General features: G+C 62.2%; 12 protein-coding genes. 4 read left to right on the top strand and 8 right to left on the bottom strand.

Translation table 11 applies throughout. The annotated features are described in order from the left end of the window. The first annotated feature begins 140 nt into the window (after positions 1-140). Positions 141-899, top strand: coding sequence for a hypothetical protein (locus D0Y60_RS14435; RefSeq protein ID WP_117370649.1), 759 nt, complete (start codon positions 141-143; stop codon positions 897-899). Positions 900-1024: 125 nt separating this feature from the next. On the opposite strand, the gene lysS is transcribed toward D0Y60_RS14435, so the two are convergent. The 4 genes from lysS to D0Y60_RS14415 form a co-directional block, all read right to left on the bottom strand. After that, on the bottom strand, positions 1025-2521 hold the full coding sequence (gene lysS, locus D0Y60_RS14430; RefSeq protein ID WP_117370648.1) for a lysine--tRNA ligase: 1497 nt from the start codon (positions 2519-2521) through the stop codon (positions 1025-1027). Further along, positions 2518-2814: a hypothetical protein gene (locus D0Y60_RS14425; RefSeq protein WP_199564191.1), complete on the bottom strand. Its 297-nt coding sequence runs from the start codon at positions 2812-2814 to the stop codon at positions 2518-2520. The genes lysS and D0Y60_RS14425 overlap by 4 nt, the downstream gene beginning before the upstream one ends. Beyond that, complete coding sequence (gene gltX / locus D0Y60_RS14420) at positions 2811-4280, bottom strand: glutamate--tRNA ligase (RefSeq protein WP_117370647.1); 1470 nt, start codon at positions 4278-4280, stop codon at positions 2811-2813. The genes D0Y60_RS14425 and gltX overlap by 4 nt, the downstream gene beginning before the upstream one ends. 130 nt (positions 4281-4410) lie before the next feature. Further along, a complete protein-coding gene (locus D0Y60_RS14415; protein WP_117370646.1) occupies positions 4411-6183 on the bottom strand; it encodes an SLC13 family permease in 1773 nt (590 codons plus the stop codon). Between the two features lie 385 nt (positions 6184-6568). On the opposite strand from D0Y60_RS14415, the gene D0Y60_RS14410 reads away from it, so the two are divergent. Further along, positions 6569-7726: a porin gene (locus D0Y60_RS14410; RefSeq protein ID WP_117370645.1), complete on the top strand. Its 1158-nt coding sequence runs from the start codon at positions 6569-6571 to the stop codon at positions 7724-7726. A gap of 55 nt (positions 7727-7781) precedes the next feature. Here the strand turns inward: D0Y60_RS14410 and D0Y60_RS14405 are convergent, their stop codons facing one another. From D0Y60_RS14405 to D0Y60_RS14395, 3 genes are all read right to left on the bottom strand, one after another. Then, the gene (locus D0Y60_RS14405; protein WP_117370644.1) at positions 7782-8531 is read right to left on the bottom strand and encodes a TerC family protein; all 750 of its coding nucleotides are present in this window, start codon (positions 8529-8531) and stop codon (positions 7782-7784) included. Positions 8532-8630: 99 nt separating this feature from the next. Next, a complete protein-coding gene (locus D0Y60_RS14400) occupies positions 8631-9482 on the bottom strand; it encodes an AraC family transcriptional regulator (protein ID WP_117370643.1) in 852 nt (283 codons plus the stop codon). A 110-nt stretch (positions 9483-9592) separates the two neighbouring features. After that, complete coding sequence (locus tag D0Y60_RS14395; RefSeq protein WP_117370642.1) at positions 9593-10252, bottom strand: TetR/AcrR family transcriptional regulator; 660 nt, start codon at positions 10250-10252, stop codon at positions 9593-9595. Between the two features lie 144 nt (positions 10253-10396). On the opposite strand from D0Y60_RS14395, the gene D0Y60_RS14390 reads away from it, so the two are divergent. Both D0Y60_RS14390 and D0Y60_RS14385 read left to right on the top strand, forming a co-directional pair. Beyond that, the gene (locus tag D0Y60_RS14390) at positions 10397-11587 is read left to right on the top strand and encodes an HlyD family secretion protein (RefSeq protein ID WP_117370748.1); all 1191 of its coding nucleotides are present in this window, start codon (positions 10397-10399) and stop codon (positions 11585-11587) included. Between the two features lie 74 nt (positions 11588-11661). Next, entirely contained in the window at positions 11662-13254 is a 1593-nt protein-coding gene (locus D0Y60_RS14385; RefSeq protein ID WP_117370641.1) for a DHA2 family efflux MFS transporter permease subunit, read from the top strand. On the opposite strand, the gene D0Y60_RS14380 is transcribed toward D0Y60_RS14385, so the two are convergent. Beyond that, positions 13255-14133 (bottom strand): PhzF family phenazine biosynthesis protein, encoded by an 879-nt coding sequence (locus D0Y60_RS14380; protein WP_117370640.1) that lies wholly within the window; start codon positions 14131-14133, stop codon positions 13255-13257. It lies immediately after the preceding gene. Positions 14134-14288: the final 155 nt, after the last annotated feature.

Below are 14288 nucleotides of genomic sequence, written 5' to 3'. Positions count from 1 at the left end.
TTGCAAATCATTCGCAAAAACCGTCTCGAAATCGGACGCTGCCGTTTAAAACTTCCGAAACGCGATTGCCTGTAGAGTGCGCAAAGTTCGCGCGCTCTCGGCGCGTTCGTGTTCCTGCGTTTTAAGAGAAGTTGCCGCCCGTGAAGCTGCTCCCGACGTCCTTTCGCCTGTCCCGCAAGCTTCTGATCATCGTCGCCGGTGTCATGGTGCTGACCGGCGCCTCGGGTGCAGCCGCCATCATCGTCGGGCGCGAAGCGCTGCTTGGGCCGCCGGCCGAGCAGGTGTCCGGTGCGGCCTGCACGCTCGTCACCACCGTGCGGCTGGATCGCAACGGCCAGCAATGGCTACGCCGATATGTGCGCTCGGAGGCCAAGGAGGCGGACGTGCGCATCAAGACGGCGCTGCGTGTTGCCGGTGCCGTTTCCAATCATGAGAAGGCCGATCTCTACCAGGTTATCCTGCTCGATGCCGCAGGCCCGCAAAACCGTGCCGACATGCGCGGCCGCGCCATCGGCGCCGAAGTGCTGTTCGCCCGCAATCCCGCCGCCATTCCCGGCATGACAGCACCCTTCGTCGCTCGCTATACGGACGGGAAGCCCGCCGAGAATGGCGAGTTCTACGGTGCGCGCAAGGAACTCTCGCTGGACGAGATCAAGACCATCGTGACCGCCATGGAAGAGCGGGAGGATTGTGTCGACCCCAATGCCGTTGCCGAAGAGGGCGGGCATGGCGAAAGCGCCGGCCACGGCGAAGCGAAGGCGGAAGGCGGCCATGGCGAGGCGGCCGAGGGTGGGCACGGCGAGGCTGCGGAAGGCGGCCACGAGGCGCCGGCCGAAGGTGGCGACCACGCCGAGGCGGCCGAAGAAGGCTCGCACGAGGTCGCTTCAAGCGAACACTGACGCCTGAGCTTAGACCGCGCGCCTCTGCGCGGCGAAGACCCATTTCAAAATTCAGCCCAAAACAAAAATGCCGCCATCTCGTTTCACCGAAGTGGCGGCATCAATGTCTGCGCGTCTTGCTGACCTTAGTCGGCCTTTGCCCGGCGGGCCGGGAAGAGGATGACGTCGCGGATCGACGGGGCATTGGTGAGCAGCATGATCAGGCGGTCGACGCCGATGCCGAGGCCACCGGCGGGCGGCATGCCCTGATCGATAGCGTCCAGGAACTCGTCATCGAGCTGCTTGGACTTTTCACCGCGGGCATGCGCCTGTTCGAGCTGCTCGACCATGCGGGCGCGCTGCTCTTCCGGGTCGTTCAGCTCAGAGAAGGCGTTGCCGAGTTCCCAGGTGTTGCAATAGGTCTCGAAACGCTCGACGAGGCGCGGCTCGCCCGGCACTTCCTTGGCGAAGGGCGAGATGTCCTTCGGGAAATGCGTGACGTGGCTCGGCTGGATCAGCGTACCCTCGACCTTCTCCTCGAAGATGAAGGCGAGGCATTCGCCCCAGGTCCAGTCCTTCTCGACTTCGAAGCCGGCAGCCTTGGCGGCGGCGCGGGCTTCCTCGTCCGTCTTGATGGCGAGGAAATCGATGCCGGTCGCTTCCTTGACGGCGTCGGGCATCGGCACGCGCTTGAACGGGCCCTTGAAGGAGATTTCCTTGTCGCCATAGGCGAACTCGGTCGAGCCATGGATCTTGACGGCCAGCTCGGCGAACAGACGTTCCACGAGGTCCATGATGTCCTCGTAGTCGGCATAGGCCCAGTAGCACTCCATCATCGTGAATTCGGGATTGTGCCTCGTCGACACGCCCTCATTGCGGAAGTTGCGGTTGATCTCGAACACCTTGTCGGTGAGGCCGGAGACCAGCGTGCGCTTCAAAAACAGTTCCGGCGCGATGCGCAGGTACATGTCGAGCTTCAGCGTGTTGTGGTGCGTCTTGAAGGGCTCGGCCGTCGCGCCGCCGTACACCGAGTGCAGCATAGGCGTCTCGACTTCCATGAAGCCGTCGTTTTCCATGAAGCGGCGGATGCCCGAAACGATCTTCGAACGCTGCTGGAAGCGCAGCTTCGATTCCTCGTTGCTCATGATGTCGAGGTGACGCTTGCGATAGCGGATCTCGACGTCGGCAATGCCGTTCCACTTCTCCGGCATGGGAAGAAGCGACTTGGTCAGCATGACGATCTCTTGCGTGTTGATCGTCAGTTCGCCGCGCTTGGTGCGGCGCACAGTGCCGGTGACGCCGATGATGTCGCCGATGTCGATCATCGGCAGCAGCGCACGGGCTTCCTCCGGCGTCGTGTCCTTGTGGCTGAAGATCTGGATCTTGCCCGAGGCATCATGGATGTCCATGAACATGCCGGAATTGCGCGAGGAATAGACGCGGCCGGCGACCGTCACGGTGTCGCCGCTCTCGGTGTCGGGCTCCAGGCCCTCATATTTCTCCGCCAGTTCCGCATTGGTCATCGTGCGGTGGAAATGCGCCGGATAGACGTCGCCGATCGTCTCGCGCAGCTGCGCGAGCTTTTGGCGGCGGACCTCCGTCGGATCGGAGGAAAGGGCGGTTTCTGTCTTCGTGTCGGTCATTGGTCGTTTCCGTCGGCGTTTTTCGGTTCGATCGTCGTAGAGCCGTCACGGGCTATCTGGTCGTATTCGATTTCCCCGCTGAGGATGTTTTGAAGGTAATCTTCGTCTTCAACGTCCTCGTTGCCCAGGAACTGGGATACTTCCATATGGTCGTCGTCAAAGACGGCGACCTCAATGCGCTTGCCTACGATCGTGATTGTAACATCTATTGTGTCTGGCCTGTGCCGCTGCAGGTTATAATGAAGTCCGGCGTTATCCAGCTGTTTCAAGAGCCTGTATATTGCCGCGGTCATTTCCCGCTGCCAACCATCGAGGCCACCACCTGTGCGGCGACCTTCAGGCGCTGGCGCACGACGGAACGGCCGAGGATGGCCATCGAGTCGAACAGCGGCAGCGAGCGCGACGAGCCGGAGACGGCCACGAACAGCGGGGCGACGACAACCTTGAGCTTCTTGCCGAGCCGGTCGGCGCTGGCGCGCAGTTCCGCCTCGATGCTCTCGACGGTCCATTCCGGCATCTTTTCGAGGTCCGGCTGCACCTGGTTGAGCACGTCCAGAATTTCTTCCGGGGTGGATTTCACCTTGGCAAAAGCCTCCGGCGTCAGGCCGAGATCGGACTTCAGGAGGAAGCCGGCGAGATCGGGCAGTTCGCCGAGCTTGGAGATGCGCGACTGCGACAGCTTCAGGCCCTGGCGGATGCGATCGTTTTCCATCGCCCAGTTCAGCACGCGGGCGGCGAATTCCTCTTCGGTCAGCTTTTCGCGCAGCCAGCGGCCGTTCAGCCAGTCGAGTTTCTGGATGTCGAAGATCGCGCCGGCCTTGGAGAGGTTCTCCGGGTCGAACTTTTCGGCGAGCTGATCCATGGTCAAGAGCTCTTCGCCCTCGGCGATCTGGATGAAGAACAGGCCGAGGAAGTTCATCAGCGCTTCCGGCAGGTAGCCAAGCGCCGAATAATAGGAGATCGAGGTCGGGTTCTTGCGTTTCGACAGCTTCGACTTGTCGTGATTGCGCATCAGCGACAGGTGCATGAAGACCGGCGGCTCGAGGCCGAGATATTGATAGATGAGGATGTGCTTGGGCACGGAGGCCAGCCATTCCTCGCCGCGCGCCACATGGGTGATCTTCATCATGTGGTCGTCGACCACGTTCGCCATGTGATAGGTCGGCATGCCGTCGGCCTTGAGCAGGACCTGCATGTCGACGGCTTCCCACGGGATTTCGACCGGGCCGTAGACGCCGTCGACGAACTTGCAGGAGCCCTCGGTCGGGATCTTCATGCGCACGACATGCGGCTCGCCGGCGTCGACGCGCTTGGTGACTTCTTCTGCCGTCAGATGCAGGCAGAGGCCGTCATATTTGGGCGGCTTGCCGGCGGCGCGCTGGGCCTCGCGCATCTGCTCCAGCCGCTCGGGCGTGCAGAAACACTTGAAGCCATGGCCGTTGGCGACGATCTTGTCGACGTAGGGGCGATAGATGTCCTTGCGGTCGGACTGGCGATAGGGACCGTAGGGGCCGCCGATATCGGGACCTTCGGACCATTCCAGGCCGCACCATTTCAGCGCATCCAGCACCTTCTGTTCGAATTCCGGCGTCGAGCGCGTGGCGTCCGTATCCTCGATGCGCAGGATGAAGGTGCCGTTGTTCTTCTTGGCGAAGAGATAGTTGAACAGCGCGATATAGGCGGTGCCGACGTGGGGTTCGCCGGTCGGGGAGGGTGCGATGCGTACGCGAACGCCGGACGCGGTTCCGGAAGTGCTCATGATGGGGCCCGTCTTGACTTATGGGAGGAAGAGCCCGGTTTTGCGCCGTTTTACATGGGCGGAAGGGGCTTTCCGTTGGGCTGGTTGAGACCATATTCAGCCCGGCGCGTCAAGAAAAACTCCGCCTGCGCTATTGCAGCGGCCAGACGACGAGCAGTGCTGGAATGCTGACGAGCACGATGAGGAAGGAGAGCGGCAGGCCGACGCGCGGATAATCGGCGAATTTGTAGCCGCCCGGACCCATGACCAGCGTGTTGCACTGGTGACCGACGGGCGTGAGGAAGTCGCAGCCCGCGCCGATCGCCACCGCCATCAGGAAGGCCTCTGGCTTGTAATGCAGGGCGCCCGCGAAACTCGCGGCAATCGGCGCCATGACGAGCACGGTCGCGGCGTTGTTGAGGAAGGGTGTCACCGCCATGGCGGTGAGCAGGATAAGTGCGAGCGCGCCGAAGGGCGGCAGGTGTACGGCAACCGCGCCGAGCCAGCCGGCGATGAGTTCGCTGGCGCCTGTCGTGCGCAGGCTGTCGGAAACGGGAATGAGGGCGGCGAGCATCACGAGGATCGGTCCGTCGAGCGCTCCATAGGCCTCGCGCAGCGGCACGGCGCGAAACAGCACCATCGCGACGGCGGCGGCGAAGAAACCGGTCGCGACCGGCACGAGGCCGAGCGCGGTGGATGCCATGGCGGCAATCAGGACCAGCACGGGAATGATCGCTCGGCGCGGCGAGCCGAGCAGAATTTCGCGTTGCGCTAGCGGCAGCAGGCCGAGTTCCGGCAATAGGGTTGGCAGCGCCCGGTTGTTGCCCTGAATGACGATCACGTCGCCGGGGCGCAGCCGCACGGCGGAGAGCTTTTCGCGTAGGCGCTGGCCCTGGCGGCTGACGGCGAGCAGATTGATGCCGTAGGAATGGAAGAGGGCGATGGAGCGGGCGGAGATGTCGATGAGACGGGATTCGTTGCCGACGACCACCTCGATGGCGCTGATCTCGTCGGCTTCGCCGCGACCGGCCTGGATCGGCTTGCCGGAAAGCGCCAGGCCGGCGGCGGAGACCACCTTGTCGAGCGCGCTCGCCGTGCCCTCCATCAGTATCGTGTCGCCTGCGGCGAGCCGCACGTCGGGGAGCGGCGTGAGATGGACGTGGCCGCGAATGATGGCGGTGGCGATCACGTCGCCGTCGCCGTTGCGCAGCACTTCATTGAGGGATTTTCCGACCGAGGGCGAGCCTTCCTCAACCGTTGCATCGGAGGAATAGGCAGAGGCCTCCAGCGATTCCTCGATGCTCGCATTGCCGTTCTCCCGCTCCGGCACGATGCGGTTGAAAAACAGCATAAAGAGGATGCCGCAGGCCGCCAGCACCGCGCCGACGGGCGTGAAGTCGAACATGGTGAAGCTCTCGCCGGTGATTTCCTGGCGCAGCCGCGAAACGACGATGTTGGGCGAGGTGCCGATCTGGGTCATCAGGCCGCCGAGGAGAGCGGCAAAGGCCATGGGCATCAGGAATTTCGAGGCCGACGTACTGGATTTCTTGGCGAACTGGAAGGCGAGCGGCATCATGATGGCCAGCGCGCCGATATTCTTGATGAAGGCCGACAGCACCGCGACAGAGACGAGCAGCAGCGCGAGCTGGCTCTGTTTCGAGATGAGATTGGGAAAGAAGCGCTTCACCGCCAGATTGACGATGCCGGAGCGGGCAACGGCCGCGCTCACCATCAGGGCGCTAGCGACGATGATGACGATATCGTCGGAAAAGCCGGAAAAGGCCTTGTCGAAGGGAACGATGCCAAGCGCCAGCGCCAAAAGAAGCGAACAGCAGGCGACCAGATCGTAGCGGAACCTTCCCCATATGAACGCCGCCATCATAAGCGCGATGACGACGAAGGCGAAAGTCTGCTCAAGGGTCATGTCGGGGTCCGTGCGGCGGGACGATGTTCGGATGGAATTCCGTCGACGCCTTCGGGTTCCGTTGACCGGCAACGGAAACACATACGCTCTTTTTGGAACAATTCCTCCGAACCGAGGTTTGCCAAGGGAAGACGGGCCGTGTCAACCGGACATGACGGAGATGGAGAACGCAGGGATTTTTCCGGTTTCTCCCTGCGGCCAACGAAACGGCAGGCGAGCTCCCCACCCGCCCGGCCCGTCTTCGACCCCTTGATCTGCTGATTTCTCTTATCTTTGTGAAAGTTGGTAGTTCTTCAGCTATTGCGCCTTCAGCAAGCAATTGTCTTATAATAATTATGTGCGATAGTTTTGAATGAATGTTCAGTTAATAGTGTGGGGGCTTACCATGACCGAAAGTGAAGGCAAAGCGCGTAGGCTTACATCGGCGAGGGGGAAAAATCCGCTGCTTCTCGGAGCAGTTGCGGTGGGTGCGGTGTCGGGGTCCGCGCGTGCAGCCGATGCCATCGTCGCAGTCGAGCCGGAGCCGATGAACTATGTCCGGGTGTGCGACGCTTTCGGCGTCGGCTTCTTCTATATTCCAGGCACCGAGACATGCCTGAAGATCGGCGGCTATGTGCGGTTCGATATCGGCGTGGGTGATATGCCCGACTACGGGCTTGGTGCAGATGCGCCTGACGATATCGACACGGATGGCGACGGGATTGCCGATATGGGCGATGGACGCGGGGATGCATCCTACCAGCAAGCCCGCTTTGCGCTTGATGTCGATGCACGCAGCGATACCGAATATGGAACGTTGCGCGGCTATACGCGGTTGCATTTCAACTACGATCAGGATGCGACCAGCAGTTCTCACTATATTGAGGTGGAATACGCCTATATCGAGCTCGGTGGCTTTCGTGTCGGCATGAACGACTCGCTGTTTTCCACTTTCCCGGCCTATGCCGGCTATGTGATCAGCGACGACTTGGGCGTCCCCTACGGGCCCTTCGAAATCAGCCAGATCGTCTATACTCATACCGGCGAAGACGGTTTTTCCGCTGCCGGCGGTCTCGAGCTTCCGGGCGACGGCGCCACCAATTCGGACTACATGCCAAACGTCGTCGTCGGTGCGTCGCTCACCAGGGATTGGGGTGCGGTCACCTTCATTGCGGCCTATGATGCGGTGGCGGAAGAGGGGGCGGCCAAGCTGCGGCTCGACCTGACGCTGAGCGACAAGCTGTCCGTCTTCGCCATGGCCGGCTACAGCACCAACGATCCGGCCGGCACCGGCGTCGGCAATTCGGATGCCAACAATTATTATGCCCAGTGGAACGGTGATTGGGCCGTCTGGGCGGGCGCCAATGTCCAGCTCACGGACAAGCTCGCCTTCTATACGCAGGCCGCCTATGACGAGGACGAGAATTTCGCCTTCGTGGCCGACCTTCCCGTGACCGTCGTCGACGGCTTCACCGTGACGCCCGAACTGGCCTATCGCGACAATTTCGACATCCCGGATGCCGATGCCTGGGGCGGGTATCTCCGCTTCGAGCGTACGTTCTGACAGGATACGCCAAGAAAAAAGGGCCGGTGTTGAGCCGGCCCTTTCGTTTGTCTCGTCAGTGCCCGCCTGACTTGTTCCTTTGCCGCGCATTGCGCGAGATCATGTTCAAGACCTCGACGAGCGCCGAGAAGGCCATGGCAGCGTAGATGTAGCCCTTGGGCACATGCAGGCCCATGCCTTCAGCGATGAGCGTCGTACCGATCATCAGAAGGAAGGCAAGCGCCAACATGACGATCGTCGGGTTCTTCTCGATGAAGTTGGCAAGAGGCGTGGCGGCCAGCAGCATGACCGTGACGGCGGCGAGAACGGCGACCACCATGATTGGCAGATGCGGCGTCATGCCGACGGCGGTGATGATGCTGTCGATCGAGAAGACGAGGTCGAGCACCAGGATCTGGCCGATGGCCGAGGCGAAGCTCGTCGTGACCGCGCCGCCCACCATGTCTTCCTTGTGATCGACAGGGTCCACATTGTGGTGGATTTCCTTGGTCGCCTTCCAGACGAGGAAGAGACCACCGGCGATCAGGATCATATCCTTCCAGGAGAAGGGGTGGTCGAAGAGCGTGAACACCGGGGTGGTTAGCTGGACGATCCACGCGACGGTGCCGAGAAGGGCAAGACGCATGACGAGCGCTAGGCCGATGCCGATGCGGCGGGCGCGCTCGCGATGTTCGGGTGGCAGCTTGTTGGTCAGGATCGAAATGAAGATAAGGTTGTCGATACCGAGAACCACTTCCATCACGACGAGCGTGACAAGGGCAATCCACGCGGCCGGGTCTTGCATGAGTGCAAGAATGCTGTCCATCCGGTCTTCCTCTCCTTTGAATACGGTTTGAGAATGGACTTCCGTATGTATGGAGATTTCGGCCGCTGGCAAGCGGACCGGCCGCCAATCGCCCTTATATCACGATTTCGTCATCTGATCGGCGAGTGGCAGCCAGATTTCGACGCGACCGAGCCCGGTTTCCGGGTCGAAATCCTCGCCGTAGAATTCGAGCACGTCCGGAAACCCGCCGACTGTGCGGCCTGATGTTGGCAGCCAGGTGCGGAAGGCGGCGTCGACCGTCGCCGGAATGCCGTTGACATGGCCGTGGTGCTGGAACATCGCCCAGGTCAGCGCCGGCACGGCGGTGACGTCGAATTCGGCCGGAAGGTCGTCGCGGCGCGACACGCGCGCACCGGCGACATAACGAAAGCCTGGTTTTCCCGGCTGCATGGTGCAGAGGCCATAGGCGGTCTTATCCACCTGGCCGGGAATATGGCCGAAATAGGCGTTGAACCTTTGCCAGAGGGCCGGAATGCCGGCGGCCTTGCCGGGTTCGAAATCACTGCCGAGGCCGGCGATGATGAAAGCGTCGAGCGTTTCGATGCGTGGCGAGGGAAGGCTGCTCTTCTCGATGGTTGACATGCGGATGGGCTCCTGAAGCGTGAGGCCGGAAAGATCGCGCCGGGCGCGGAGCGTTTCGGGTGCCAGGCCGAATTCCTCGCGGAAGGCGCGGGTGAATGCCTCATGGGAGCCGTAGCCGGCATCGAGTGCGACGGTCAGGATGTTGTCCGCTCCGCCGGCAAGCTGGCGGGCGGCCTCCGAAAGACGGCGGGCGCGCAGATAGCGGTTGAGGTTCTGCCCCGTCATTTCGCTGAAGCGCCGCGACAGGTGATGCCGCGACATGCCGGCCATATCGGCGATTTCGGACAGGGCTATGGCCCGCCCGAAATGGCTTTCGATGAACCAGATGGCTTTCGCAACGGGATGCATGGATGGCGTCGCTCCTCATGGACAGCCATCTTATGGCGTCGCTAGCTACCCGTCACTTGATCGTGGTTGCGCAAAATCGCAAAGCGGTTCTGCGTGCGGAAGGCGAAACGCTAGGATTTCACGCCATAGGCCGCAAGGAACATGCGGATCGCGGAAAGGACGTTCTTCTCGATCGTAGCCTTCGCCGGCACCTCTTCCATGGCGCCGAAGATGCGGGGCTTGAACAGGCCGACGGTGGTGAGCTCGAGGAACTGCTTGGCCGCGTGCATGGTGTCGTCGCAGATCAGGATGCCGGCTGCGACTTGGCGGTCGAGATAATCCTGCAACACAGAGACCGGGTTGATTGACGATGTCGAGAAGAAGCGGCTACAGAGGCTCGGCAGGCGGTGGTTGGCGGCGATCACCATGCGCATGGCGCGGATCGTCTGATCCGCCGTCATATGCGCGGCAAACAGCATGCCGAATTCCTTGAGTACTTCGTCGAGCGGTTGGCCGCTATCCAGCGCATGGCGGATCGTTTCGGTGAGCCGGCGGCGCTCGCGCTCGATCATGTCGCCGAACAGGTCTTCCTTGTTCTCGAAATAGACATAGATCGTACCCTTGGAGACACCGGCGGCACGCGTGATGTCGTTCATGCTGGCGGCCTCGAGGCCCTGCTCCATGAACACGCGTTTGGCCCCGTCGAGAATCTGCTCGCGCTTGGCCGGGTCTTCACCCGCTGCGCGGCGACCCGAGCGCGGGGCAGCCAGTCTGTCTTCCGTGGTGTCCATCGGCCTTTCCAGCTGAAACGGTGCGGTTAACTATTTCGAACCGCCTGGTTCGATTTCACTTGATATGCGGGATAAACAGGTCTATGTCAAATCGAACCGAACGGTTCAGTTCATTTTTCCATCCCAGAGAATGGTGGCATGCGCATGTCGACTTCCCATGGCGCCGGCACGGCGAAGGTTCGCCCGGTTAACGATGATTTCCAGGCTGAAACCGCCGAGGCAAATCCGGTGACGACCGCCGAGGCGCCCGCGCCTGCCGCTGCCGTATCGGAGCCCGAAAAGAAAAAGGGCGGCCGCCGCTTTATGCTGCCGATCGTCGGCCTCGCGCTGCTTTCCGCCGCCGGCTGGTACGGCTACCAGTGGTGGACGCATGGCCGCTTCATGATCTCGACGGATGATGCCTATATCGAAGGCGACATCGCCTCGATCTCGCCGAAGGTTTCCGGCTATGTCGCGGCGGTGAATGTCGTTGCCAACCAGGCGGTCAAGGCCGGTGATCCCTTGGTCACGCTCGATGACGGCGACTACCTGCTCGCGCGCGAACAGGCCGAGGCCCAGATCGCCACGCAGAAGCTGGCGCTCCACCGCATTGACGCGCAGATCGAAGGCGCCAAGGCGGCGCTCGCTCAGGCCGAAGCGCAGAAGACCGCTTATCAGGCCGCGCTCAGCGGCGCGGAAGTGGCGGAAAAGCGTGCCAAGGAACTGGCTAACAAGGAAGTCGGCACCACCGCCTCGCTCGACAGCGCGACCGTAGCGCTCGATCAGGCCAAGGCCAATCTCGTCGGTGCGGATGCCAACATCGTGTCCGCCAAGGCGAGCATCGCGGTGCTTCAGGCACAGCGCGCCGAATCCGACAGCGGCATCCGCTCGCTGGAGCTGGCCCGCGACAAGGCGGTGCGAGATCTCGGCTTCACCGTGCTGAAGGCGCCTTATGATGGCGTCATCGGCAACATATCGGTACAGGTCGGTGACCTCGTTTCGGCCGGCGGCCGCCTGGCGGCCCTCGTTCCCGTGAAGGATCTCTATATCGAGGCGAACTTCAAGGAAACGCAGATCGCCCATCTCGTGCCGGGCTCCAAGGTGCACTTGCATGTCGATGCCTATGAGCAAGACGACATCATCGGCACTGTCGACTCCATCGCGCCGGCGTCCGGCTCAGTCTTCTCGCTTTTGCCGGCGGAAAACGCCACGGGCAACTTCACCAAGGTCACCCAGCGCGTGCCGGTCCGCATCGCGATCCCGCAGGATGTGCTCGACACCGGCAAGCTGCGGGCAGGCCTCAGCGTCGTCGTCGATGTCGACAGCCGCACCGCGCCTGGCGCCAAGGCCGAGTAAAGACTGCAAGCATTGTTTTGACCGCATTGCGCAGCCGGCATCTGGCTGCCGTGCATCCAGAAGGAACGCGGGCCATGGCCGCGACCGCTCAACCGACCGCCGGCGCCCTGATGGCGGCTCCCGCGCAGACCGATAAAGTTCCCGTCCGCCGCGTCATCGCCTTCTTCGCGATGGTCTTCGGCATGTTCATGTCGATCCTCGACATCCAGATCGTCTCCGCCTCGCTGTCGGAAATCCAGGCGGGCCTGGGCGCCGGCGCGGACGAGATCGCCTGGGTGCAGACCTCCTATCTGATCGCCGAAGTGATCATGATCCCGCTATCGGGCACGCTGGCGCGGATCGTCTCGACGCGTATCCTGTTCAGCTTCTCCGCCGCGGGCTTTACGCTGGCCAGCGCGCTCGCCGCTACCGCGACGAATATCGACCAGATGATCGTCTACCGAGCCATCCAGGGCTTCATCGGCGGCGGTATGATCCCCTCCGTCTTCGCAGCGGCCTTCACCATTTTCCCACCTTCCAAGCGCTCCGTCGTCTCGCCGATGATCGGCCTCGTCGCGACGCTGGCGCCCACCATCGGCCCGACGGTCGGCGGCTACCTCAGCCACGCCTTCTCCTGGCACTGGCTGTTCCTCGTCAACATCATCCCCGGCATCATCGTCACGGTTGTCACCTTCAACCTGATCGATTTCGACAAACCGGAATTTAATCTGATCAAGCGTTTCGACTGGTGGGGTCTCATCTCCATGGCGGTCTTCCTCGGCTCGCTGGAATACGTGCTCGAAGAAGGCAACAACAAGGACTGGTTCAGCGACGAGCATATCGTGCTCGGTTCCGTCGCGGTGGTCATCGGCGCGACCGTGTTCTTCTGGCGGGCCTTCAAGGTGCCATTTCCCGTGGTGGACCTGCGTGCCTTCGCCAACCGGAATTTCGCCTTCGGTTCGATCTTCTCCTTTGTGATGGGTATCGGCCTCTATGGCCTGACCTATCTCTATCCGCTCTATCTTGCGCGCATCCGCGGCTACGATTCGCTGATGATCGGCGAAACCATGTTCGTCTCCGGCCTTGCCATGTTTCTCACCGCGCCGATCGCCGGCATGATGTCGTCACGGCTCGATCCGCGCGTCATGATGATGATAGGTTTCGGCGGCTTTGCACTCGGCACGTGGTCGATGACGGGCATGACGGCCGACTGGGATTTCTATGAGCTGCTGGTGCCGCAGATCCTGCGCGGCTGCTCGCTGATGATCTGTATGGTGCCGATCAACAACGTCGCGCTCGGCACGCTGCCGCCGGACCGTATCCGCAATGCGTCCGGCCTGTTCAACCTGACGCGCAACCTCGGCGGCGCCGTGGGGCTGGCGGTCATCAACACAATCCTGACCCAACGCTCGCAGGAGCACTATCAGCGCCTGTCCGAACATGTGCAATGGGGCAATCCGGAGGCTGTCGACCAGCTGCGCAACATGGCGGCGAATTTCACCGCCCACGGGCTCGACGGTCAGACGATCGCGATCAAGAAGATGGCAGGCATGGTGCAGCAGCAGGCTTATATCCTGTCCTTCATCGATATCTTCCTGCTGCTGACGGGCCTTTTTGCGACGCTCATCGTCTGCGTGCTGGCGATCCGCAAGCCGCAGGCTGTCGGCGGTGGCGGCGGCGGCCATTGATCAGACGCTGAGCGTGCCGCTCATGACCGGCACACACGCGCCGCCGATGTGAACCCCGCCGTCGGCGTCGACCGTGACGGCCAGCAGGCTCGGCCTTCCCATATCGATGCCCTGCGCCACCTCGAAACGGCGCGCCGCGCCGCCTGCCAGTTTGGCCAGAAGCGCGCAGGTTGCCGCCGTGGCGCTTCCCGTCGCCGGATCTTCCGGCAGGCCGTCGAAGGGCGCAAACATCCGGGCGGTGAAATCCACCGCGCCGTCCTCGTCCGACAGTTCCCGGCAATAGAGATAGATCGCGTCGGCATGATCCGTCGGCAGGATGGCGGAGAAGGCGGTCATGTCCGCCTTGGCGCGCCGCAGGGCATCGCGTGTCGCGATCTCCACGACGATGAAGCCGAGGCCGACAGAGGCGATGCAGGGCTGGTGCACGGCAAGTGCGATATCCGCCTCGTCAAGTGACAGGCAGGCCGCGACGCTGGCCGGCGGGAAGGTTTTGCCAACGCTGAGGGGCTGCGGCGCGGTCAGCTCTACGGCATCGACCTCGCCGTCGATGCGCAGGATTTTCGCCCGCACGAGACCTGCGGCTTCCTCGAAGACGAATTCTTCAGCCGCGTCATCGGCGAGCGCCAGCGTATAGGCGGTACCGACATTGGGATGGCCGGCAAAGGGCACTTCGACGGTCGGCGTGAAGATTCGCACATGGGCTGTGTGGGTCTCGTCTTTCGGGCGCAGCACGAAAGTCGTTTCGGAATAGTTGAATTCGCGGGCGATGGTCTGCATCTCCGCGTCCGTCATGCGGTCCGCATCGAGTACCACGGCCAGCGGATTGCCGCCGAAACGGGTCCGGGTGAAGACGTCAAGCGTATGGTAGGTGAGTTTCATCGGGGGCCTCCGTCACCGTTTTGGTAGCAAGTCCGTCCTCACCCCTCAAGCGGCGCTGTACCTTGGCGTCATCCTGATTCAGAATGCAGTCCTCTGTTCTTTTCATCGGAGCGTCCGCATGCCCATCCATCTCACGCGCCGCCATTTCCTTATCG

Source organism: Shinella sp. WSJ-2 (assembly GCF_003432075.1).
GTDB lineage: Bacteria > Pseudomonadota > Alphaproteobacteria > Rhizobiales > Rhizobiaceae > Shinella.
This window is presented reverse-complemented; position numbering and strand designations above follow the sequence as displayed.

What these genes read in the sequence shown, in the direction of transcription:
- D0Y60_RS14400 (WP_117370643.1), bottom strand. Translation starts at nt 9,482, where the DNA reads ATGCATCCCGTTGCGAAAGCCATCTGGTTCATCGAAAGCCATTTCGGG.
- D0Y60_RS14395 (WP_117370642.1), bottom strand. Translation starts at nt 10,252, where the DNA reads ATGGACACCACGGAAGACAGACTGGCTGCCCCGCGCTCGGGTCGCCGC.
- gltX (WP_117370647.1), bottom strand. Translation starts at nt 4,280, where the DNA reads ATGAGCACTTCCGGAACCGCGTCCGGCGTTCGCGTACGCATCGCACCC.
- lysS (WP_117370648.1), bottom strand. Translation starts at nt 2,521, where the DNA reads ATGACCGACACGAAGACAGAAACCGCCCTTTCCTCCGATCCGACGGAG.
- D0Y60_RS14405 (WP_117370644.1), bottom strand. Translation starts at nt 8,531, where the DNA reads ATGGACAGCATTCTTGCACTCATGCAAGACCCGGCCGCGTGGATTGCC.
- D0Y60_RS14410 (WP_117370645.1), top strand. Translation starts at nt 6,569, where the DNA reads ATGACCGAAAGTGAAGGCAAAGCGCGTAGGCTTACATCGGCGAGGGGG.
- D0Y60_RS14385 (WP_117370641.1), top strand. Translation starts at nt 11,662, where the DNA reads ATGGCCGCGACCGCTCAACCGACCGCCGGCGCCCTGATGGCGGCTCCC.
- D0Y60_RS14415 (WP_117370646.1), bottom strand. Translation starts at nt 6,183, where the DNA reads ATGACCCTTGAGCAGACTTTCGCCTTCGTCGTCATCGCGCTTATGATG.
- D0Y60_RS14390 (WP_117370748.1), top strand. Translation starts at nt 10,397, where the DNA reads ATGTCGACTTCCCATGGCGCCGGCACGGCGAAGGTTCGCCCGGTTAAC.
- D0Y60_RS14380 (WP_117370640.1), bottom strand. Translation starts at nt 14,133, where the DNA reads ATGAAACTCACCTACCATACGCTTGACGTCTTCACCCGGACCCGTTTC.
- D0Y60_RS14425 (WP_199564191.1), bottom strand. Translation starts at nt 2,814, where the DNA reads ATGACCGCGGCAATATACAGGCTCTTGAAACAGCTGGATAACGCCGGA.